This is a genomic window from Salinisphaera sp. SWV1, assembly GCF_052044155.1.
Classification (GTDB): Bacteria; Pseudomonadota; Gammaproteobacteria; order Nevskiales; family Salinisphaeraceae; genus Salinisphaera.
Window position 1 is genome coordinate 23,404 of sequence record NZ_JBQDYE010000009.1, and the last position, 21,723, is coordinate 45,126.

General features: G+C 66.0%; 25 protein-coding genes. 19 read left to right on the plus strand and 6 right to left on the minus strand.

The features are described from left to right. The first annotated feature begins 159 nt into the window (after positions 1-159). From ACS8YF_RS06140 to ACS8YF_RS06160, 5 genes are read left to right on the plus strand one after another with little or no spacing between them, the layout of a single operon-like run. The gene (locus ACS8YF_RS06140) at positions 160-759 is read left to right on the plus strand and encodes a Tat pathway signal sequence domain protein (protein WP_440849345.1); all 600 of its coding nucleotides are present in this window, start codon (positions 160-162) and stop codon (positions 757-759) included. A 27-nt stretch (positions 760-786) separates the two neighbouring features. Next, positions 787-1,494, plus strand: coding sequence for a MotA/TolQ/ExbB proton channel family protein (locus tag ACS8YF_RS06145; RefSeq protein WP_440849346.1), 708 nt, complete (start codon positions 787-789; stop codon positions 1,492-1,494). After that, positions 1,460-1,906 (plus strand): ExbD/TolR family protein, encoded by a 447-nt coding sequence (locus ACS8YF_RS06150; RefSeq protein ID WP_440849347.1) that lies wholly within the window; start codon positions 1,460-1,462, stop codon positions 1,904-1,906. Before ACS8YF_RS06145 ends, ACS8YF_RS06150 begins: the two co-directional genes overlap by 35 nt. Continuing rightward, positions 1,906-2,325 carry an ExbD/TolR family protein gene (locus tag ACS8YF_RS06155; RefSeq protein ID WP_440849348.1) on the plus strand — a complete coding sequence of 140 codons (420 nt, stop codon included), beginning with the start codon at positions 1,906-1,908 and terminating at the stop codon, positions 2,323-2,325. The genes ACS8YF_RS06150 and ACS8YF_RS06155 overlap by 1 nt, the downstream gene beginning before the upstream one ends. Continuing rightward, on the plus strand, positions 2,325-3,212 hold the full coding sequence (locus tag ACS8YF_RS06160) for an energy transducer TonB (protein WP_440849349.1): 888 nt from the start codon (positions 2,325-2,327) through the stop codon (positions 3,210-3,212). Before ACS8YF_RS06155 ends, ACS8YF_RS06160 begins: the two co-directional genes overlap by 1 nt. Positions 3,213-3,389: 177 nt before the next feature. Here the strand turns inward: ACS8YF_RS06160 and ACS8YF_RS06165 are convergent, their stop codons facing one another. The 3 genes from ACS8YF_RS06165 to fadB all read right to left on the minus strand — a co-directional run bounded on the left by ACS8YF_RS06165 (position 3,390) and on the right by fadB (position 7,920). Continuing rightward, complete coding sequence (locus ACS8YF_RS06165) at positions 3,390-4,310, minus strand: OmpA family protein (RefSeq protein ID WP_440849350.1); 921 nt, start codon at positions 4,308-4,310, stop codon at positions 3,390-3,392. A gap of 234 nt (positions 4,311-4,544) precedes the next feature. Beyond that, on the minus strand, positions 4,545-5,720 hold the full coding sequence (fadA, locus tag ACS8YF_RS06170; RefSeq protein WP_440849351.1) for an acetyl-CoA C-acyltransferase FadA: 1,176 nt from the start codon (positions 5,718-5,720) through the stop codon (positions 4,545-4,547). 49 nt (positions 5,721-5,769) lie between these two features. After that, positions 5,770-7,920, minus strand: a complete 2,151-nt coding sequence (gene fadB, locus ACS8YF_RS06175) for a fatty acid oxidation complex subunit alpha FadB (protein ID WP_440849352.1) — start codon at positions 7,918-7,920, stop codon at positions 5,770-5,772. A gap of 248 nt (positions 7,921-8,168) precedes the next feature. Here fadB and ACS8YF_RS06180 point away from each other — a divergent pair, with 248 nt between their 5' ends. The 13 genes from ACS8YF_RS06180 (at position 8,169) to ACS8YF_RS06240 (ending at position 18,737) form a co-directional block, all read left to right on the plus strand. Beyond that, complete coding sequence (locus ACS8YF_RS06180) at positions 8,169-9,290, plus strand: phasin family protein (protein WP_440849353.1); 1,122 nt, start codon at positions 8,169-8,171, stop codon at positions 9,288-9,290. A 91-nt stretch (positions 9,291-9,381) separates the two neighbouring features. Beyond that, complete coding sequence (locus ACS8YF_RS06185) at positions 9,382-10,314, plus strand: metalloregulator ArsR/SmtB family transcription factor (RefSeq protein WP_440849354.1); 933 nt, start codon at positions 9,382-9,384, stop codon at positions 10,312-10,314. Then, a complete protein-coding gene (locus ACS8YF_RS06190) occupies positions 10,311-11,048 on the plus strand; it encodes a TVP38/TMEM64 family protein (RefSeq protein ID WP_440849355.1) in 738 nt (245 codons plus the stop codon). The genes ACS8YF_RS06185 and ACS8YF_RS06190 overlap by 4 nt, the downstream gene beginning before the upstream one ends. A gap of 55 nt (positions 11,049-11,103) precedes the next feature. Further along, on the plus strand, positions 11,104-11,583 hold the full coding sequence (locus ACS8YF_RS06195) for a Na+/H+ antiporter subunit E (RefSeq protein ID WP_440849356.1): 480 nt from the start codon (positions 11,104-11,106) through the stop codon (positions 11,581-11,583). Between the two features lie 70 nt (positions 11,584-11,653). Continuing rightward, positions 11,654-11,941, plus strand: coding sequence for a monovalent cation/H+ antiporter complex subunit F (locus ACS8YF_RS06200; protein WP_440849357.1), 288 nt, complete (start codon positions 11,654-11,656; stop codon positions 11,939-11,941). Between the two features lie 30 nt (positions 11,942-11,971). Continuing rightward, positions 11,972-12,292 (plus strand): monovalent cation/H(+) antiporter subunit G, encoded by a 321-nt coding sequence (gene mnhG / locus ACS8YF_RS06205; protein ID WP_440849358.1) that lies wholly within the window; start codon positions 11,972-11,974, stop codon positions 12,290-12,292. After that, positions 12,289-12,846, plus strand: coding sequence for a DUF4040 domain-containing protein (locus ACS8YF_RS06210; protein ID WP_440849359.1), 558 nt, complete (start codon positions 12,289-12,291; stop codon positions 12,844-12,846). Before mnhG ends, ACS8YF_RS06210 begins: the two co-directional genes overlap by 4 nt. 2 nt (positions 12,847-12,848) lie before the next feature. Further along, positions 12,849-13,283: a Na(+)/H(+) antiporter subunit B gene (locus tag ACS8YF_RS06215; protein ID WP_440849360.1), complete on the plus strand. Its 435-nt coding sequence runs from the start codon at positions 12,849-12,851 to the stop codon at positions 13,281-13,283. Further along, complete coding sequence (locus ACS8YF_RS06220) at positions 13,280-13,777, plus strand: cation:proton antiporter subunit C (protein WP_440849361.1); 498 nt, start codon at positions 13,280-13,282, stop codon at positions 13,775-13,777. Before ACS8YF_RS06215 ends, ACS8YF_RS06220 begins: the two co-directional genes overlap by 4 nt. After that, a complete protein-coding gene (locus tag ACS8YF_RS06225) occupies positions 13,774-15,270 on the plus strand; it encodes a monovalent cation/H+ antiporter subunit D family protein (protein ID WP_440849362.1) in 1,497 nt (498 codons plus the stop codon). The genes ACS8YF_RS06220 and ACS8YF_RS06225 overlap by 4 nt, the downstream gene beginning before the upstream one ends. Then, positions 15,267-16,730, plus strand: a complete 1,464-nt coding sequence (locus tag ACS8YF_RS06230; protein ID WP_440849363.1) for a proton-conducting transporter transmembrane domain-containing protein — start codon at positions 15,267-15,269, stop codon at positions 16,728-16,730. The genes ACS8YF_RS06225 and ACS8YF_RS06230 overlap by 4 nt, the downstream gene beginning before the upstream one ends. After that, on the plus strand, positions 16,727-17,038 hold the full coding sequence (locus ACS8YF_RS06235) for a hypothetical protein (protein ID WP_440849364.1): 312 nt from the start codon (positions 16,727-16,729) through the stop codon (positions 17,036-17,038). The genes ACS8YF_RS06230 and ACS8YF_RS06235 overlap by 4 nt, the downstream gene beginning before the upstream one ends. After that, a complete protein-coding gene (locus tag ACS8YF_RS06240) occupies positions 17,031-18,737 on the plus strand; it encodes a Na(+)/H(+) antiporter subunit D (RefSeq protein WP_440849365.1) in 1,707 nt (568 codons plus the stop codon). The genes ACS8YF_RS06235 and ACS8YF_RS06240 overlap by 8 nt, the downstream gene beginning before the upstream one ends. Positions 18,738-18,786: 49 nt before the next feature. Here ACS8YF_RS06240 and dnaQ read toward each other — a convergent pair whose 3' ends face one another. The 3 genes from dnaQ to ACS8YF_RS06255 form a co-directional block, all read right to left on the minus strand. Further along, positions 18,787-19,506, minus strand: coding sequence for a DNA polymerase III subunit epsilon (gene dnaQ, locus ACS8YF_RS06245; RefSeq protein WP_440849366.1), 720 nt, complete (start codon positions 19,504-19,506; stop codon positions 18,787-18,789). 179 nt (positions 19,507-19,685) lie between these two features. Further along, positions 19,686-20,132 (minus strand): ribonuclease HI, encoded by a 447-nt coding sequence (gene rnhA / locus ACS8YF_RS06250; RefSeq protein ID WP_440849367.1) that lies wholly within the window; start codon positions 20,130-20,132, stop codon positions 19,686-19,688. Further along, entirely contained in the window at positions 20,129-20,872 is a 744-nt protein-coding gene (locus ACS8YF_RS06255) for a class I SAM-dependent methyltransferase (protein WP_440849368.1), read from the minus strand. Before ACS8YF_RS06255 ends, rnhA begins: the two co-directional genes overlap by 4 nt. A gap of 35 nt (positions 20,873-20,907) precedes the next feature. On the opposite strand from ACS8YF_RS06255, the gene gloB reads away from it, so the two are divergent. Then, positions 20,908-21,684, plus strand: a complete 777-nt coding sequence (gloB, locus tag ACS8YF_RS06260) for a hydroxyacylglutathione hydrolase (protein ID WP_440849369.1) — start codon at positions 20,908-20,910, stop codon at positions 21,682-21,684. Positions 21,685-21,723: the final 39 nt, after the last annotated feature.

Genomic DNA, 21,723 nt, shown 5'->3' on the forward strand with positions numbered 1-21,723 from the left:
GTTGTCCTCGACGCTTTGTAAACGGTCGAGTCTGACGCCAGCGCCCGCGGCTGTCGATTCGCGGCTTGCAGCGACTGTCGACGATCGCGATACTCACGTTGTTATTCATGCGATGCACGCGACCCGAATCGAAAGTCAGGGTCGTCAGGGGGCTGGGTCATGCAACGATTACGCATTCTGCTTTGCGTTGGCGCGCTGAGCTTTGCCGGCATGGCGTTGGCCCAGACGCATGACGGCCAGGCGACGGCCGGTAATCCCTCGGCCGCCCAGGCAAGTGGAAACGCCAGCGCCAGCGCGTCCGGCGCTGGCGGCGATGCCGGAACCAACATCGCGTCGAGCGCCGCAACCGGCAACCCGTCGGCCGCTCAGACATCCAGCGCGGGGACGGCGAGTTCGCAGGCGGTGGATGTCGAGCTCAACAAGATGACGACAGTCGCCAATGCATGCCGGGCCTATCTCGTCACCCAGAACCTGACCAACCGCTCGTTCGATTCGTTCAAGCTGGACGTGGTGATGTTCGACAACAACGGCATCGTAGCCAAGCGTCTCGCGGTCCAGTTGGGGCCGATGCCGGCCGGCAAGACCAGCCTCAAGGTGTTCGACATCCCCGGGCTCACCTGCCAGAAGATCGGGCAATTGCTGCTCAACAATGTGCTGCAGTGCACGGTGGATACCGGCAAGGGCCCGCCGCAAAAGCGTGACGACTGCCTGTCCCTGATTTCTGTGTCGCAGCGCGGTCGCGTACCGTTCATCGAGTAGCCGGCCCGGGCGCCACGGAGTAGACAAGTGCTGCAAAATCTAGTCGAACTGCTCAACCACCTTAACGACAAACTGCTTGTCGGCGGCCCGGTGGTGATTCTTCTGGCGCTGATGTCGATCGTCGCGATCACGATCATCGTGGCCAAGCTGATGCAGTTCCGCGCCGCCGGGATCAGCGACTTCCGCTCGGCGCGCGAGGCACTCTCGCTCTACCGAACCGGCAATGCGCCCGCGGCGCTGGCCGCGACGCGGCGCTCGCGCAGCCCGGTGGCCCGGGTGGCCCGGCGCACGCTGGAACTCAAGGCGCGTCAGGGCCTGCCCGAATCGCGGCTGCGCGAAGAGATCATGCAATACGGCGCTGATATCCTCGAGGAACTCCGCTCGCATCTGCGCACGCTCGAAGTCATCGCATCGCTCTCGCCGCTGCTCGGTCTGTTCGGCACCGTGCTCGGCATGATCGAGGCATTCCAGGCGCTCCAGGCCGCGGGCAACCAGGTCAATCCGGCGCTACTCTCCGGCGGCATCTGGCAGGCGCTTCTGACCACCGCCGTCGGTCTCGGCGTGGCGATGCCGGTCATGGTCGCGGTCAACTGGTTCGAACGCCTTGTCGATCGCCAGGCCCAGGAGATGGATAGCATCGTCACGCGTCTTTTCATACTCGATCCGTCGCAGCCCGATACCGAACCGGATATCGATACCGATGAACCCTTCGTCTACCGTCGCCCCGTCATTTAGCAGCGCCGGCCGGCGCCGTCGCGCCCGGCTGATCGGCCTGACACCGCTGATCGATGTGGTGTTCATCCTGCTGCTGTTCTTCATGCTCGCCTATAACTTCACCGACGAGCATCGGATCACGCTGGATACCGCCGCGGGAAGCGCGCATGCCCACGGCATCGAAGGCGCCCTGCTGGTCGAGGTACGCACGGACGGCGTCCGCTTCGCGGGCCACTATATGCCGATGAAAACGCTGATCGCCCGGGTGACAGCGGCGCGGCGCGGGCACCCGGACCGCCGCGTGCTGGTCCGATCGGCCAACGGCGTCACGCTACAGCACACTGTGCGTGTGCTGGATGCGCTATCGCAGGCCGGCGTCCAGCATATTTCGCTGATGGACGCCACGCCCGGAACCGACGGGCACCCGTCCTGATGCGTTTTCAGCGCCCCCGTCGCTCGACCTCCATGGCCGCACGGCTGGACGACGCGGTATTGCCACTGACCAATGTGGTTTTCCTGCTGCTGATTTTCTTCATGCTCGCCGGCCAACTGGCCACTCCCTCGCCACTGGGCGTCAAGCCGCCCCACTCGACCAGCCCGACCCCCGTGGACCAACGGGGCATCGAAGTGTCGCTGGCGGCCGACGGCCGCGTGGCACTCGATGACCAGCCGATTCAGGATGACGCGCTGGAAAAAGCGGTCCGGCAACGGCTGCAACGGCGGCCGAACACGCCGATCCGCCTGCGCGCCGACGCTGGCCTGGCCACGAGTCGCGTCGTGAAGATGATGCACGTCTTGCGGGCGGCCGGTGCCCATCGCCTGCGGCTCGTGACCCAGTCAACCCGCGGATAATGCGGATTTCCCGCCGGCAATGGCTGATCGCGATCGGCTGGGCGACGCTGCTTCACATGCTGGTGATCGCACTGCTGATCTGGTCACCATCCCCACCGACACCCTCGTCGAAAACCTCGCGCGGCGTGACAGTGTCACTCGACAAGCTGGACACCACGCCGCCCAGCATCGAGGACATGCCGATCGAGCAACTGCACGACAACAGCCACGAAGCCGGCGGCACGAACAGCGCATCGGCGTCATCCGCGCCAACGGCGACCGACAGCGGCACCGCACCGGACGCGCCGATCGAAGCCGCCAAGCCGGTCACGCCGGCCATCGGCGATGCGCCGAGCGATCAGACCGAGGCCGCCGCCGCGGCGGAACCGAGCCCGCCCGAAGCGACGGCGGAGGCGCCGGAAGTGGCCGCGGCGCCGGCTTCACAGGCATCCGGGGCCGGCCCGAGCGATGCCACCGGGCCGCCCGCGATCGCGCCCGCCCTATCGGTGACACCACAGCAGACGCTTTCGGATACCGCACCGGCGCAGCAAGTCACGGCGCGCGATGCCACCCAGCCCGCCGGGGCCAGCCGCCAGGGTGCCTACGGCAACCGCGAGCAGGCCACCGATGCCTACATTGCCAAGCTACGCGCGTGGCTGGGTCGGCATAAGCATTATCCGGACCAGGCAAGACAGAACCATACGCAAGGCACGGTCAAACTCTTCCTCGCCATCGATGCTGATGGCAAGGTGCTGGAAAGCCGGATTGCCGCCTCCTCCGGATCGCCGGCGCTGGATGCCGCCGCCCGCCGGATGCTGGCGGCCTCGCGCCCATTGCCGCCGATGCCGGCCGCCGCGCAGCGCAATCGACTGGAACTCATCATCCCGATCGTGTTCAAGCTGCATTAGTTGCCGTTGCACGCGGCGTCGCGCGGCGCGCCCAGATCAGGTCAGGCAATGCGCGGGGCGCCGGCCTCGATCAGTCCAGGGGCCGGCACCGCAAAGCCGTATGGCGCGCGCGCTATCGATGAGCGGGGCCGACAGCCCGAACCAGGGCCGGCGGCATGTGACCCATGACGCGCGGCGTTACCAGGGCACGAGCTCGACGCGACGGTTCTTGGCGCGACCTGCCGCGGTGGCGTTGCTCGCGCTCGGCGCCGCATAACTCACGCCCACGGGTTTGAGCCGCGCAGGGTCGATGCCGTGTTGCTGGACCAGGGCCTGGACCACGGCCTTCGCCCGACGTTCCGACAGGGCCTGGTTATAGGCGAAACTGCCCCGGTTGTCGGTATGGCCGACCACCAACAGCCGGAGCTTGGGCTTGTTCTCGAGGAGCTTGGCGATCTGAGCCACCATCGAGCGCGATTCCGGCTTGATACGGTCGCTGTCGGTACCGAAGAATATACCGTGCAGCGCGACATGGCCGGCTTGCGTGAGCTGGCGCGCCATTTCGGCCGCGTCGACCGAGATCGCCCCCACTTCACGCGGTTGCGAGCGCGCCACATCGAACTGGACCGCCAGCCCGGCGTCGTCCGGCGCGATCTGCAGGGCAACGTATTCATCGCCGCTGGCACTGGGCCGCCGCATTGCACGATAAACCTGGCCGGCCAGCGGCCCGTCGAAATGCGCGGGGGCAGCGCGATAACCGGGAGAGACCTTCTGGAAATGGGGCCCGCAGGTCGCGCCGTGGCAGGAAAACAACGGCTCGAACCCGGCCTGGGTCAGTCGCTGCGCCAGCGTGGCCGCCAGCGCCTTGGCCGAGCCCGCGCCGGGCACGACGAACGTCCGCCGCATGGCCGTACCGTCGACGGTACGCACGGCGGAAATGTTGCCGGGGATGCCGCCGAGCTGAACGATTCGACCCACGATCAACGGATAGGTTTTTTTCGAACGGGTCGAGGCCAGTGTCCTGGCGCTGGCGGGCATGGACACCGGCAGATCGAGCACCGGTTGGCTGGCCGCCGCATTGCATGGTGGGCCCGCGACAACAGCGAGGACCGACAACACAACAGCCAGTCCGACGATGCCGCGCCAACGCCGGCCCCGATATGTTCGCGATCGCTCCATGGCTTATCACTATAAGACCTGGCACCCCGGAAACAAAGCGCATGGCGGCAAGCCGGCCCGTGGCCGTTTCGCAGGGATACGATCGTAGCGCCCGCCAACCCGATTCCCGCCGATCGCTTCGCGATAGAAAAAGCCGGCCCGCAGGCCGGCTGTCTCTTCGCGGAATCTACAGTTCTAACTTACGCGCTCGATGACGGTCGCAATGCCCTGCCCCATGCCGATGCACATGGTTGCCAGGCCCAGCGTGCCGCCCTTGTCCTCCAGGATGTGGGCGAGCGCGCCGGTAATGCGCGCGCCGGACGTGCCCAGTGGATGGCCGAGCGCAATCGCGCCGCCACGCACATTGATCACGTCCTGGCGATCGGCGATGCCCAGCTCGTTGAGCACCGCCAGGCTCTGGGCGGCGAACGCTTCGTTGAGCTCGATATAATCGATATCGGCCAGGCTCACGCCCGCACGCTTGAGCGCCTTCTGCGTCGCCGGCACCGGGCCACGGCCCATCACCGACGGGTCGCAACCGGCCACCGCCATGCCGCGGATCCGCGCCATCGGCGTCATGCCGAGCGACTTCGCCTTGGCAGCCGACATGACCAGTACCGCGGCCGCGCCGTCGGAGATCGCCGAGGAGTTGCCGGCGGTGACCGTGCCCCCGCGGGGATTGAACGCCGGGCGCAGTGAAGCCAGCGCCTCCAGATTGGCATCCGCCCGCACGACTTCGTCGGCGTCGCACATCTTGAGATGGCCGTTCTCGTTCACCCCGCGCACGGGCACGATCTCGTCGGCGAACTCGCCGTCGACGTTGGCCCGATACGCCCGCTGGTGGCTTCGCAGCGCGAATTCGTCCTGCGCCTTGCGTTCGATCCGGTGGATGTTGGCCAGCATCTCGGCGGTCAGGCCCATCATGGCGGCCGGCCTGGCGACATACTTCGACAGCTGCGGCGCGATATCCACGTTGTAGTCCATGGGCACGTGCCCCATGTGCTCGACGCCGCCGCAGAGGTAGACGCCATCGATGCCGGCCGCGATGGCACCGACCGCGGTATGGATCGACTGCATGGATGAACCGCACAACCGGTTCACGGTCTGGCCGGCGACGGCATGTGGCAGGCCGGCCAGCAGCGCGGCGTTGCGGCCGATGTTCAGGCCCTGTTCCCTGGTCTGCTGAACACAGCCCCAGATGACGTCCTCGATCTCGTTCGGGTCGAGGTTGTTGCGCCGGACCAGCGCTTTCATCAGTTCGGCCGAGAGTTCTTCGGCGCGGGTGTCGCGAAACATGCCGCCCTTCGAGCGGCCCATCGCAGTGCGCACCGCGTCGACGATCACGACTTCGTTGCTGCCATTGGCTTGCATGATGATGTTCTCCAGATAGGGATTGGCTGACGTGGCTGCGTCTCGCGCGCTACGACATCCGGTAATAGGTTTCGTTGTTTGCCGCCATTTCGCGCATGCGCTCGGTCGGCTGGTAGAGCTTGCCCAGCCGCGCGTACCGGTCGGCCTTGTCGCACACCGCGGCCAGGCCCTGGGCATCGGCGTATTTGAGTGCGCCGCCGCGGAACGGCGGGAAACCCAGCCCCATGATCAATCCCATGTCGACTTCGTTCGGCGTCTCGGCGATGCCTTCTTCCAGCGCCCGGGCGGCCTCGATGATCATCGGGATCATCATCCGGTCGACGATCTCGTCGGGCTCGAAATCCTGGTTGTCGCGCTGGATCGAGGCGATCAGCTCGTAGGCTTCCGGATCCTCGGATCGCTTCGGCTTGCCTTTCTTGTCTTTCTCATACTTGTAATAGCCGGAACCGGTCTTCTGGCCCAGGCGGTTGTTCTCGACCATCACGTCCAGCGACGACTTCTCCTCGGCCTTCATGCGATCCGGATAACCGGCGGCCAGCACTTCCTCGACGTGCTGCGAGGTGTCCATGCCGACCACGTCGGACAGATAGGCCGGGCCCATCGGCCAGCCGAACTTCTCCATCACCTTGTCGATCTTGGCGAAATCGGCGCCGTCGGCGATCAACTGCTGGAAGCCGAAGAAGTAGGGAAACAGAATACGGTTGACCAGAAAGCCCGGGCAGTCGTTGACCACGATCGGCGTCTTGCCGAGCTTGTGCGCCAGATTGACCACCGTGGCCACGGCTTCCTCGGAGGATGCCTTGCCCCGGATCACCTCGACCAGCGGCATTCGATGCACCGGGTTGAAGAAATGCATGCCGAGGAAATTCTCGGGCCGCTTCAGCGCCGTGGCCAGCTCGTCGATCGAGATGCTCGACGTGTTCGAGGCCAGGATCGTGTGGTCCGACACCTTTTCCTCGGTCTCGGCCAACACGCTCTTCTTGATCTTCGGGTTCTCGACCACGGCCTCGATCACTGCGTCGACGTGATCGAACTCGGCATAGGACAGCGTCGGCCGGATACGCGACATGCCCCGGGCCATCTCGCGGTTGTCCAGCTTGCCGCGCTCCACGCCCTTGGCGAAGTGCTTGGCCGCTTCTTCCAGGCCCTGGTCGATGGCGTCTTCCTTGATGTCCTTCATCAGGGTAGCGACACCCTTGTAGGCCGACTGGTAGGCAATACCGCCGCCCATGATGCCGGCGCCGAGCACGGCCGCCTGATTCACTTCGTGGGCGATCTTGCCGTACTTCTTGCCCTTCTTCTTGATCAGCTGATCGTTCAGGAACAGCTGGATCAGCGCGGCCGCCTCGGGGCTCTTGGCCACCTTGATAAAGCCTTCGCTTTCGACCCTGAGCGCCTCATCGCGGCTCATGTGCGCGGCCTGCGCCATGCGCTGGATCGCCTCGATCGGGGCGGGGTAGTTGCCCTGGGTCTGGCCCATGACATAGCCCTTCGAGGTCTCGAAGACCATCGCGGCTTCGGTCGGGTTGAGCTTGAGCGCGCCGGTCTTGTCCGCCTTGCGGGCCTGCCAGTCGAATTCACCTTCGATCGCCTTGGCCAGCAGGTCGCGCGCGGCGGCCTCCAGATCGTCGTCGGCCACCACGGCATCGACCATGCCGGCCGCCAGCGCCTTGTTCGCATCGCGGTTCTTGCCGTCGGCGATCCATTCGATCGCATTGTCGGCACCGATCAGGCGCGGCGCGCGCACGGTGCCGCCGAAGCCAGGGTAGATGCCCAGCCGCGTCTCCGGGAAACCGAGCTGGGCCGACTGGCCCATCACGCGATAATCCGTGGACAGACACATTTCCAGGCCACCGCCGAGTGCCAGGCCATTGATCGCGGTCACGCTCGGAAAATCCAGATCCTCGATCGTGTTGAAGACCGACACCGATTCCGCCATGCCGGCCCTGAGTTCGTCCTCGGGCTTCTGGAAACGCGCGCCGAACTCCATGATGTCGGCGCCGACAATGAACGCCGGCTTCGCGGACGTCACCAGCAACCCATTGATATTCGAGGCGCCCGCCAAGGCCTGGCCCGCCTCGCCGAGTTCGGCCATCGTGGCTTCGTCGAACTTGTTGACCGACTCGTCCCGGGCGTCGAAACACAGTACGGCGATCCCGTCATCGACTGTGACCGTGAGTTTGGATCCTTCATACAACATGGATTACACGCTCCAATAAACGAATGAAGACACCGGGCGGCAGCGCCCTGGGGTCTGGTTGTCGTGAAAACCTGGCTCAATACGCTAGCGTATTGTCAACCGTGCCACAACGGCATTCGCACTTTTAGTAACGCGTCTTACCGCCGCTGCGGTGGCGCGCGCCATGCGAGCGACCGCCGCTTTTTGACACTCATCGGCGAGCATGATTATCTAGCGCTTCATCCGCTGGATTATGGGCGTTTTTTACCATGGCGCGTTCGAAGAAGAATCCAATCACGCAGATCCGCAGCGACATCGATTCGCTGCGACGCAACTACACCGGGGCGCTGACGTCGGCCAACAAGGCGATCTACGACGGCATCGAGCAGCTCGCCGAACACGAGTTGTCCGCGATCAGGACGCACTACGAACAGGCGCTGACCAGCCTGCAGACACTCAAGCACGGCGGAGCGCCGCGCGATCTCGCGATGGCCCAGGTGCAGTTGCTGCAGGACACGATGGATCGCATCCTGTCGAACGCGCGTCAGAGTCTGTCGATTCTCGAGACCACGCGGCGCGAAGTCTCGACCCAGATTCGCGAGAATCTCAGCGGCACCGACACCCGGGCCGAGCAGATGAGCGAGGCCGCCCAGCAGGCGGCGGCGCGCGCGGCCGAAAAAGCGCGCACGGAGGCGAGCCGCTACGCACAACCCATAAAGGAAACAGTGGATCAGACGCTGGACCCGGCCAAAGCCAGCGTCCGCGCGGCGGCTGACAACATCGGCGACAGCGCGCCTGACGCAGCGGCAACCGCCGCCAGTGCGAGCGCCAGCAGCGCCACGGCCGGCCGCAGCACGGCCCGAAAACGCACCCGTTCGCCCCAGGGCAAGACCCGCAAGAGCGCGGCATCGTCCTCGACCCGCCAATCGACGACTGCGCGCGCCGGTACCTCGGCCAGCGGTACGCAATCGAGGACCAGGGCCGCCTCCGCGACCGGCAGCAAGACGAAGTCGGGGACGACCAAGTCGTCCACGTCGAAATCGTCGTCGTCCAAGGCTGCCTCGGGCAAGACGTCCAGCGCCAAGACGTCGACCCGCAAGAGTTCGCCCAAGAAGACGAGCGCCAAGCGCGCCAGCGCGGGCACGTCCGCCAGCGGTGCCAAGAAGACCACCAAGCGCGCCGGCAGCAGCGCCAAGACCACGGGCACGAAAAAAAGCACGTCGAGCACCCAATCGGAGGGGAAGCGCGCGAAGTCCGCGAGCCGCAAGACCTCGGCCACGAAGCGTTCCACGCCCGCGTCCAAGAAGACCCCGTCGCCGAGTAGCAACGGTTCGTCGAATGACGCATCCGGCTCCAGCAGCGGCAGCGGATCGGAATCCTCCAGCACCTGATCCGCCGGCTCGAGTGCTGATGGGGCCGCTCACCAGGAGCGGCCTTTTTATTGGATGCTCGCTGCGTCCCACGGTGCGCTGAATTCACGCCATGCTCGATCTCAACGACAGTTCCCAGCTCCTTCGGCTGCTCGCCGAGCCGACCCGGCTGCGCCTGTTGCTGCTGCTCGGGCACGAGCCGCTGAGCGTGGCCGAATTGACGGCGGTCACGCAGCTTACGCAGAGCCGGATTTCGAGCCATCTGGCCCGGCTGCGCGAGGCCGGCCTGGTGGTTGATGGCGGCCTGGGCGGCGGCAATCGTTACACCGTCGATGCCACACGCTGGCCGCGCGATCTGCGCCCGCTCTGGGGCCTGCTGTCCGAGCGCATCGACGACGCCCAGCTGGCCCAGGACCGCGAGCGCGCCACCGAGATCGTGCGTCGCCGCACCAACCGCGGCAGCTGGGCCGAATCGGTGGCCGGCCGCATGGAACGCCAGTATTCACCCGGCCGGACCTGGGAAGCGGTCAGCCGCTCGATGATCGAGCTGCTTGACCTGGGCGACGTCCTGGATGTGGGCTCCGGGGACGGCGTGCTGGCCGAACTGCTCAGCCCCCGCGCGCGACACTTCACCTGTCTCGACCTGAGTGCGGCCGTGATCGACGCCGCGCGCCACCGGCTGGCCGAGCAGCCCAATGTGGGTTTCGAGATCGGCGACATGCATGCCCTGCCCTGGGCGGACGGCGTATTCGATCAGGTGTTTATGCTGCACGCCTTGAGCTATAGTGCGCGTCCCGCGACAGCGCTCGGGGAAGGGGCCCGCGTGCTGCGCCCCGGCGGGCGGCTGGTGGTCGCCACCATCGCGCAACACGAACACGAGGCCACGGTGGCCGCCTACGATCACGTCAATCTCGGCTTCACCCCGGCCCAGATCCGGGCCTGGCTCGAGCAGGCAGGCCTGACGGTTCGTGACTGCGCGGCGCGCAGTCGAGAACGCCAGCCGCCGTATTTTCGCCTGATTACCGCCAGTGCCGACAAGTCATGAGTGCATCCCGTACCCGCCGCCGCCATCTTCGCCTGATCATGGGTCTGGTCTGGGTGGTCGTACTGGCCGGTCTCATCGTCTGGGTCTGGCAACAGGGCCTGACCGTACGCGAGATCATGCGGTTGATCTACGATTACGTGGTGAACAACCCGGTCGCGCCGGTAGTCTACATCCTCATCTATGCGCTGCGGCCCCTGACCTTCTTTCCCGCCATGTGGCTGACCATCGCCGGGGGCAGTCTGTTCGGCTTCATTCCGGGGCTGATCTTCGGCCTGCTCGGCGAAAACGCGTCCGCGCAGACCGCCTATCTGCTGGCCCGGTTCTTCCGCCGGGATGTGGACGGGGACGAGCACTCGGACCGCAACCCACGCATCGCCGCTTTCCGGCGCCTGCTCGTCGAACAGGCGTTTCCCACCGTGCTCGTGCTGCGCGCGTCGTTTCTGCCCTTCGATCTGGTCAACTATGCATGCGGGCTGCTGCGGGTGCCGTGGCTGTCGTACACCGCCGGCAGCGTGCTCGGCATGCTGCCGCCGATGGTTACCTTCGTATCGTTCGGTGCCACCGTGAACCTGCCCAAGCTGCTCAAGCGCAAAAGTTTCTCGCCCGAGCAGTTGATCGACAGTACCCAGCTGATGATTTCGGCCGGGCTGGTGGTGGTTAGCGCGATTATCGCGTTTATCGCCTATCGCCGCCGCAAGGCCCTGGCCGCAAAGGCTGCACGGGACACGAATTGACCCCCCGCATGGGCTTTTGTAACGTCTTTTATCGTTATCGTATCGAGGGATAGCCGTGCGTCATCTGCTCGGCCTGGCTGCCGGCCTGGTCATTCTCTGGCTCCTGCTTTCGGGGCACTATGCGCCGCTCACGCTGGCGCTCGGCGCGGCGTCCTGTGTCTTCACCGTCGCCCTCTGCCGGCGATTGCGGCTGATCGACGCCGAATCGGTGCCACTCGACCTGTTGCCGCGGCTGCCCGGCTACGCGGCCTGGCTCGGGGTCCAGATCCTGCGTTCGAACCTCGATGTCGCCCGGCGTCTACTGATCGGCCGCCGTGCGATCTCGCCGGCGACGGTGGTCATCGACACGCACCCCCTGGCCCCACTCGGTCAGGCGATCCTCGCCAATTCCATCACCCTGACGCCGGGCACGGTTACCGTGGGCCTGGAAAACGGCGAGGCGATCGTGCATGCCCTGACCCGGGAGGGCGCCGCGGAGATCGAGGCCGGCACCATGGCCGGTCGGGTCGCCCGGCTGGAAGGCGGGCCAGACTAGTGTCCGACCGCGCCGATACCCTTTACGATTGCAGCGCCTGCCGGGCGCGAACCGACGTCACCCGACACTGATGTTCATCGCGGGACTTGCAGGCGTGGCCGTGACCATGGTCCTGGTATTGATACGTGTACTGGCCGGGCCGACCGTCTATGACCGCATCCTGGCCATCAATCTGTTCGGTACCAAGACCGTGCTGCTGATCGCGATACTGGGCTTTTTCACCGGGCGCCCGGAGTTTCTCGATCTGGCACTGACCTACGCCCTGATCAATTTCATCGGCACCGTGGCCGTACTCAAGTTCATGCAGTACGGCGATCTCGGCTGGGCCGGCGACAAGACGGATCAATCCGATGTGTAAACGGTTCGCCCCAACGGCGCAAGGGCTGACATGCTGAACGGAATCGCCGATATCGCGAGCTGGGTATTGATTGTGGCCGGTTCGCTGGCCTGCGTGATCAGCGGTTTCGGCATGCTGCGCATGCCCGATCTGTTCACCCGGATCCATGCCGCCTCGGTGGCGGATACCGGCGGCATGCTGCTGGTATTGACCGGCTTGATGGTACAGGCCGGCCTCGGGCTGACCACCGCCAAGCTGGTGCTGATTGTCTTTTTCCTGTTGATCACCAGCCCGACGGCGACCCATGCCCTGGCCCGCGCCGCGCGCCACGACGGCGTCCGGGCGGACTGCGACAGGGAAGATGCCGGATGACCACCGAGATCCTGCTCAATTACGGGCTGCTGGTGTTTCTGGTGACGGTGGCCCTGGCGCTGGCGGCCATGCGGCATCTGTTCCCGGTGGCCATGCTGACCGGGCTCTACAGCCTGTTGTCGGCCAGCCTGTTCACGCTGCTCGACGCGCCCGACGTCGCCCTCACCGAGGCGGCCGTGGGCGCGGGTGTGACCACGGTGCTGTTTCTGGCCACCTTCGGCCTGACCCGGGCGCGCGAGAAGCCGGTCAAGGCCTCGCGCCAGATCATTGGCCTGGTGGTGACCCTCACCACCGGCGCCACGCTGGTCTATGCCAGCCTCGACATGCCCCACTTCGGCGCCGCCGACACGCCGGTACAGACGCATCCGCTGCGGCATAAGTACCTGGTGGCCGAACAGCACGAGATCGACGTGCCGAACACGGTCACGGCGGTGCTCGGCAGCTACCGCGGCTACGACACCCTCGGCGAAACCGCCGTGGTATTCACCGCCGGCCTCGGGGTGCTGCTCCTGCTCGGCCGCAGCCGGCGCGCCCCCCGTTCGGACAAGGCGTAGTCATGCGCGAGCACACCGTGCTGCGGGTGGTCGCGCAGCTCATCATCCCGCCGATCCTGATCTTTGCGCTCTACGTGCAGTTCCACGGCGACTACAGCCCGGGCGGCGGGTTCCAGGCGGGGGTGATCTTCGCCAGCGCCATCATCCTCTACGGCCTGATCTTCGGCGTGGAGGCCGCGCGCGCTGCCATCCCGCCGGCCGCACTGCGCATCGGCGCGTCTCTGGGCGTATTGATCTACGGCGGCACGGGGATAGCCACCATGCTGGCCGGCGGCAACTTCCTGGACTACGATCAACTCGCCCACGATCCCGTGCACGGCCAGCACTACGGGTTGCTGATCGTGGAATTCGGCGTCGGGCTGACCGTCGCCAGCATCATGATCGCGATCTTCTACGTATTCGCCGGGCGTGGCCGGGTACGGGAGTCCGACGAATGACCGCGTTTTTCACCGACACCGTGCCCGGGTTGTTCAACTACTGGGTCGTCATCGCCTTGATGATGATCGGCTTCTATACCGTCATCGCACACGACAACCTGGTCAAAAAGCTGATCGGGCTCAATGTGTTTCAGACCTCGGTGTTCATCCTGTACATCAGCATGGGCAAGATTCACGGCGCCACCGCCCCCATTCTCCTCGACGCTCCCCGGGGCGACCATGCGGTCTATGCCCACCCGCTGCCGCAGGTGCTGATCCTCACTGCGATCGTGGTGGGCGTATCCACCACCGCGCTCGGGCTGGCGCTGATCGTACGCATCCACGAGGCCTACGGATCGATCGAGGAAGACGATGTCCTGGCCGCCGATTTTGCCACCCAGGACATCGAGCAGGCCGAGGAAGCGGCGCGATCCCGCGCCGCCCGGGCCGCCGAACCCCATGCCCCGACCGGTCGCGACGACGGCGCCGAACCCGAGGAACGCCGGCCGCAATGATCGACCCTCTTCTATCCCAGCTGCCGATCCTGGTCGTGGTCGTGCCGCTGCTCGCGGTGCCCGTGGTCGTGCTCGCGCACCGCGCCGGCGCCGCCTGGATGCTCTATCTGGTGGCGACCTGGCTGGTCTTCGCCATGGCCTGCGCCCTGTTCGTACGGGTGCGCGCCGACGGGCCGATCGATTACGCCATCGGCGGCTGGGCGCCGCCCTTCGGGATCGAACTGGTGGTCGATGCCTTCAATGCGGTGGTACTGCTGCTGGTGGCGGGCATGGCCGCGGCCAGCGCGGTCTATGCCCGTTCCAGCCTCGCCCGCGAGATCGAGCGCGAGCGCCTGTATCTCGTCTATGCGTTGCTGCTCGCCTGTCTGGCCGGGCTGATCGGCATCACGGTCACGGGCGATGCCTTCAACCTGTTCGTGTTTCTCGAGATTTCCTCGTTGTCGTCCTATGCGCTGATCGCCATGGGCGCCCGGCGGCGCGCGTTGCTGTCGGCGTTCCAGTATCTGATCATGGGCACGGTGGGCGGCACGTTCCTGCTGATCGGCATTGGACTCGCCTACATGATGACCGGCACCCTGAACATGGCCGATCTCGCCCAGCGCCTGCCGGCCGTTTACGACACGCGCACCGCCCAGGCGGCGCTGGCATTCATCGTGGTCGGTCTGAGCCTGAAGGCCGCGCTGTTTCCGGCCCATATCTGGCTGCCCAACGCCTATACCTATGCCCCGTCTCCGGTGACGGCGTTCATTGCCGCCACCAGTACCAAGGTGGCGGTATATGCCCTGATGCGGTTCGTGTTCACCGTGTTCGGCGCGGGCTACGCCTTCGGCCAGCTGCCGTTGAACCAGGTGCTGCTCGGGCTGTCCGCGATCGCGATGATCGCGGCGTCGGTGGCCGCCATATTCCAGACCGACGTCAAGCGGTTGCTGGCCTGGTCGAGCATCGCGCAGATGGGCTACATCGTGACCGGGTTCGCGCTGGCCAGTGCCGCCGGGTTGTCGGCATCGCTGGTGCATATCGTCAACCACGGGCTGATCAAGGGTGCGCTGTTCATGGCGGTGGGGGCGATGGCCTGGCGTACACGCACGACGTCGATCAATGATCTGGCCGGCCTGGGCCCGGCGATGCCGCTGACCTCGGCCGCTTTCGTGGTCGGCGGGCTGAGCCTGATCGGGGTGCCGGCCACCGCCGGTTTCATCAGCAAGTGGGCCCTGCTCTCCGCGCTGATCGCCGCGGGCCACTACGGGCTCGCCGCTCTGGTACTGGCGGCGTCGCTGCTGGCCGTGATCTATATCGGCAAGGTGGTCGAGGCGCTGTATTTCCGGCCCCGCGATGCGCACGCACCGCCACTCGAGCGCGGCGAGGCGCCGATCGCCATGCAGATCGCGACCTGGAGCCTGATCGCGCTCAATATCGCGATCGGGCTGCACGCGACGCCGGAACTCGACGCCACACGGCGCGCCGCCGCCGCACTGCTGGGCGGTGGCGCATGAGCGGGCTCTGGCTGGCTGCACTCGTCGCCTGGCCGGCGTTCATGGCGCTGGCGGTGGCCGCCGCCGGGCGCTGGCCGAATCTGCGCGAAGGGGTGAGTATCGCCACCGGGGTGGCGCTGCTGATCGGCGCCATCTGCCTGATCGGGCCGATCGGCGCCGGCCAGCGGCCGAGCGTCACCCTGTTCTCGATTCTGCCGGGGCTGGATTTCACCTTCACGCTGGAGCCGCTCGGCCTGGTCTTCGCGCTGGTCGCGGCCACGCTCTGGCCGTTGACCACGTTCTACGCGGCCGGCTACATGCGCGGCAATCGCGAGGCGCACCAGACGCGTTTCTTCGTCTGTTTCGCGCTGGCGATCTCGGCGGCGATCGGCATCGCCTTCGCGGGCAACCTGCTCACGTTATTCGTGTTCTACGAGATGATGACGCTGGTCACCTATCCGCTGGTCACCCACCACGGGGATGCCGAGTCGCGTGTCGGCGGGCGGATCTATCTCGGCATTCTGCTGACCACGTCGATCGGCCTGTTCCTGCCGGCGATCGTGATCACCTACCTGCTCGCCGGCACGCTGGATTTCACGCACGGCGGCATTCTCGCCGACACCGGCCTCGGTCCGAAGGGCGCGATGGCACTGTATGCGCTGTTCGTATTCGGTATCGGCAAGGCCGCGGTCATGCCGGTGCATCGCTGGCTGCCCTCGGCGATGGTGGCGCCGACACCGGTTTCGGCCCTGTTGCACGCGGTGGCCGTGGTCAAGGCGGGCGTGTTCACCGTGCTCAAGATCACGGTCTATATCTTTGGCCTGGACTATGCGCTCAAGACCAGCGCGACCGAGCCGTTCCTGTGGCTGGCGTCGATCACCATCATCCTGGCCTCGGTGATCGCGATCTACTGCGACAATCTCAAGAAGCGGCTGGCCTACTCCACCATCGGCCAGCTGTCGTACATCGTGCTGGGCAGCGCGCTGGCGACCAAGCTCGGCGCGGTCAGCGGCTCGTTGCATATCATCACCCATGCCTTCGGCAAGATCACTCTGTTCTTCTGCGCCGGCGCGATCTACACCGCCGCGCATCGCAAATACGTCAGCCAGTTGAACGGGCTGGGGCGCGCCATGCCGCTGACCTTCACCGCGTTCACCATCGCGGCGCTGTCGTTGATCGGCCTGCCGCCGATGGGGGGCGCCTGGAGCAAGTGGTTTCTGATGAGCGGTTCCGCCGGCATCGAGGAATATGCGTTTCTGGGCGTGCTGGCCCTGTCCTCACTGCTCAACATCATCTACCTGCTCGATATCCCGGCGCGCGCCTTCTTCCTGCGCGGCGACAACATCCCCGAGACCATCACCGAAGCGCCGGCCGCCTGCGTCATTCCGCTTTGCCTGACGGCGGCCGGCTGCATCGTGTTGTTCTTTGCCGCCCACCCGATCATCGATTTCGTCGACACGGCACTCGGAGCCGGCGCATGAACAAACGAAATCCCCGGCCCGGTCTGTTCGAGCGAGCGGCGGTAATCAACGCGATCATCGGCGTGCTGGCCCTGTCCTGCCTGACGTTGCTGATCGCGGAATGGTTCTACGCCAAGCATCCGCATTTCGGCTTCGACGGCTGGTTCGGCTTCTATCCGCTGGTCGGCTTCGCCGCCTATTGCTTCATTGTGCTCTCGGCCCGGGCCCTGCGCCCGCTGCTGCGCCGGGGCGAGAACTACTACGGCGAAGCCGATCCGGACGAAGCCGATCTCGAGGACAGCATCGGCCGGGAGCACGACCATGACTGAATGGCTGGGCCACGCCATCGCCAGCCCGGCCCTTCTGCTGATGGCCGCCGGGCTGGTGCTGGCGGCCACACCGCGCCTGTTCCAGAGCATATGGCTGCTCGCGGTGCCGGCGCTCGCCCTGGTGCTGCTGTGGGCGTTGCCGGCGGGGGCACACGGTCAGATTTCGCTGTTCGGCTTCGATCTGACCCTGCTGCGTGTCGACGGCCTGTCGCGCCTCTGGGCGACGATCTTCATCATCGGCTCGTTTCTGACCGGGCTCTATGCCCTGCACGTCGACGATCGGGTGCAGCATGTCGCCTCGCTGGTGTATGCCGGCGCCGCCGTGGGCGCGGTACTGGCGGGCGACCTGGTCACGCTGTTCATTTTCTGGGAAGCCACGGCGATCTCGTCTGTCTTTCTGATCTGGGCACGACGCAGCGTGCGCGCCCATATCGTCGGCCTGCGCTACCTGGTCATCCAGGTGGTGTCCGGCCTGCTGTTGATGGTCGGCACGATCATCCACTATCGCCAGACCGGATCGACCGCCTTCGATCATCTCGGGCTCGACGTGGCCGGCGGCTGGCTGATCTTTCTCGCCTTCGGTATCAAGGCGGCCTTTCCGCTGCTGCACAACTGGGTGCAGGATGCCTATCCCGAGTCCACGCCGACCGGCACGGTCGTGTTGTCGATCTATACCACCAAGCTGGCGATCTACGCGCTGGCACGCGGCTATGCCGGCACCGAGATGCTGATCACGATCGGCGCCGTAATGACGATCTTCCCGATCTTCTTCGCCGTGATCGAAAACGACCTGCGCCGGGTGCTGGCCTACAGCCTCAACAACCAGCTCGGTTTCATGGTCGTGGGCATCGGCATCGGCACGCCCCTGGCGCTCGACGGGGCGGCCGCGCACGCCTTCGCGCATATCCTCTACAAGGGCCTGCTGTTCATGAGCATGGGCGCGGTGCTCTACCGTGTGGGCACGGTCAAGGCCAGCGAACTCGGCGGCCTGTACAAATCCATGCCCTGGACCGCGGGGTTCTGCATCGTCGGCTCGATGTCGATCTCGGCGTTTCCGTTGTTCTCCGGCTTCGTCACCAAATCCATGATCCTGAGCGCGGCCGCCGCGCAGCACCACTGGATCGCCTGGAGCGCCCTGCTGGTCGCCTCGGCCGGCGTGCTCGACCATTCGGGCATCAAGGTACCGTTCTTCTCGTTCTTTGCCCACGACGCCGGTTATCGCGTCAAGGAAGCGCCGTTCAACATGCTGGCAGCGATGGCGATCACGGCGGCCCTGTGCATCGGCATCGGCGTCTACCCGGCCCCGTTGTACGCGATCCTGCCGTTCGACGTGGACTATTCGCCGTACACGACGGCACACGTGGTCAACCAGTTGCAGTTGCTGCTGTTCGCGGCACTGGCCTTCGTCGTGCTGTTCCGGGGTGGCCTGTACCCGCCCGAGGTCCGCGGGCTGAACATCGACACCGACTGGCTCTACCGGCGCGCGCTGCCGGTCACCGTATCGGCGACCCGGTTCGCGCTGATGCGGCTGCGCGATCAGGCCGGCCGAATCGGCACCGCCGGGATCGGCGGCGCGCGCCAACGCCTGCAACAGGCGTTCGGCGCCCGCGGCGTGATGGCCCGCACCTGGACAACCGGCGTCATGCTGCTCTGGGTGACCGCCCTGCTGGCGCTCTATCTGCTGCTGTACTACGCGTAGGGCCTGCGCCCGCGCGTGCAGCCGTGCGACGGGCCGACGGCGTGCCGGGTCAGCTGTCGAACGTGCGCCACAGGCACTGATCGCCGCTGGCCCTGGCCAGCATGTCGAGATATTTCTCGTGGGCGGCGTGCTCGTCGTCGCTGGCACGCTGCACGCGCGGGCGGCGGCCCGCATCGAGATACGTCGCCAGGCCGGCGCTGGCGATCTGCTGGCCTTCGCTGTCGTCCTCGGCGGCAAGCGCGATATCGATCTGGCCGCCGGTCATGCGCAGATACACATCCGCCAGCAATTGGGCGTCCAGCAGCGCGCCGTGCAGCTCGCGGTTCGAGTTATCGATCTCGAATCGCTTGCACAGCGCATCCAGACTGTTGCGCTGGCCGGGGAACATCTGGCGCGCCTCGACCAGCGTGTCGATGATCGGGCTGACCTCTTCCAGCTTCCGGTGCTGCGGATCGAAATCCGACAGTTCCTTGTTCAGGAAGGCGAGATCGAACGGCGCATTGTGGATGATCAGTTCCGCATCGGCCAGATACGCGGCCAGGCGGTCGCCGATCTCGGCGAAACGGGGCTTGTCGGCCAGAAATTCCAGCGTGATACCGTGCACGTCGATCGCGCCCTGGTCGATCTCGCGATCCGGGTGTAGATAGATGTGCAGGTCGTTACCGGTCAGCCGCCGGCTGACCATTTCCACGCAACCGATCTCGATGATGCGATGCCCGGCCTGCGGATCCATCCCGGTCGTTTCCGTATCGAGCACAATCTGTCGCATCGTTTTCTCCCGCTGCTGTTGTTGGCACTAGGGGCGCGAGGCCATGGACCGGACCGCCGATCCACCCGAGAGCGCGGATCAACATAGCCCTCGGGCATGATCGGCTTCGGCGGGACCGGCGCCAGCCGGCGCTCATCCGCGATCGCTCGCGAACGGGATGAACACGACCCGATGCCGGATCAGCCGGATACGGCCATTTCATCGATACCGCGATTGGCCAGCGCATCCGCTGCCTCGTTGCCGGGATCGCCCGCGTGGCCCTTGACCCAGTGCCATTCGATCTCGTGACGCTGGCAGGCTTCGTCGAGCGCACGCCAGAGTTCGGCGTTCTTGACCGGCTTCCGGGCCGCTGTCTTCCAGCCGTTGTTTTTCCAGTTGCGCATCCATTGGGTAATGCCCTGGCGCACATAGTTGGAATCGGTATACAGCTCGACGCGACACGGGCGCGACAAGGCGTTGAGGGCCTCGATCGCGGCCATGAGCTCCATGCGATTGTTGGTCGTTCTCGGTTCGCCGCCGCACAGCTCGCGGTTGCGCTCGCCGTAGGACAACAACGCGCCCCAGCCACCGGGCCCCGGATTGCCGCGACAGGCTCCGTCCGTATAGATGGTCACAGTCTTGGTCATGAACGCGATGGTAGCCCAGCAGCCGGGCCGGGCGCCAAGTCGCGTTCACGCTGGCGCGCCAACAGGCGCCGGCCGGACGGCGGGATGCGTCGCATGGCACGCCGACGCGCCACGATCGCATAAGCCGGCGCCGCCCAGGCCAGCGGCGCCAGCCAGCGCGAATCCGCGCCCGCCTGCCACCGGCGGCCGAGCCAGGGAAACGCCGGCCCGTAGCGCCAGCAGTCCGTGGGCTCGAAGTCCAGCAGACGCAGCCAATCCGCCAGGCGCGCGGCACGCGGCGGAATCGAGCGCGGCAGGAAACGGGTGTGAGCGCGGCGAAGCCCCTGGGTCTGGGCCCAGGGCGAAAGCGGGTTGAACACCAGGCAGACCAGCTGGCCGCGCGGACTCAGAACGCGCACGCACTCCCGAATCAGCGCCGGCGGCTCCGCGCACAACTCGAGCCCGTGAACCAGAATCAGGGCATCGACACTGCCGCTGGCCCAGGGTAGATTCTGGCCATCGATGCGTATATCGACATCCGGACCGGGGGCGACATCCGCCCGCCACAGGCGCAGCGTTCCCACGCGCTCGCAGGCTTCCGGCGCGATGGTGGGGGCGCCGATCTGGATGCAACGATAACCCGTGAGGCCGGGCAGCACGTCGGCCAGTAACGCCGTCTCCTGCTCGCGCCACGGCTCGGCGACGGGCGATTCGAACCAGGCCCGCGCGGCCCGCGCATCATCGGCGACGAATCGAAACAATTGATTTTGCCTCAGGCCGTTGGCAACATTCGGCGATGCTTGAAGTCAACGCTGTACCCGCGCTGTCGGACAATTATATCTGGATCATCGCGGCCGGCGATAGCCGGACCGTGGCCGTGGTCGATCCCGGCGCGGCCCAACCGGTGGCCGATCATCTCGCGACATATGGGCTCGAAGTGGGCGCGTATCTGATCACGCATCACCACGGCGATCACGTCGGCGGCCTGGCGCGGCTGCTGGCCGCGCATCCGGCGCCGGTCTACGGGCCGGCCGGGGAAGCCGACAAGATCGGGCACATCGACCACCGGGTCAGCGGCGGCGATCGTTTCACGCTGGATTTTCTCGGCGCGACATTCGAGGTCATTGACGTGCCTGGCCATACGCTCGGTCACATCGCGTACGTGAGCCAGGATATATTACTGGCGGGCGACGCCCTGTTTCGCGCCGGCTGCGGTCGTGTGTTCGAGGGCACACACGAGCAGATGCAGCGCTCGCTGGCTCGCCTGAAGGCGCTGCCGGACAATACGCGCGTCTACGGGGGCCACGAATACACGCAGAAGAACCTGGCCTTTGCGCAGACGGTCGAGCCGGACAACCCGGCGATCGCGGCCGCGATCGCGGCGGTCGACGCGCTCAGGGCCGAGGGCCGGCCCAGCCTGCCGGGGTCGCTGGCCGAGGAAAAGCGAATCAACCCCTTCCTGCGCTGGGATGACGAAGGTGTCCGGGCGGCGGCAAGCCAGCATGCCGGGCGGCGGCTTGAGGCAGCGGGGGACATTTTTGGGGCTTTGCGCGACTGGAAAGATGCGATCTGATAACTCTTGTGCGCGGCTCGGGCCGCGCTTGCGACCCAA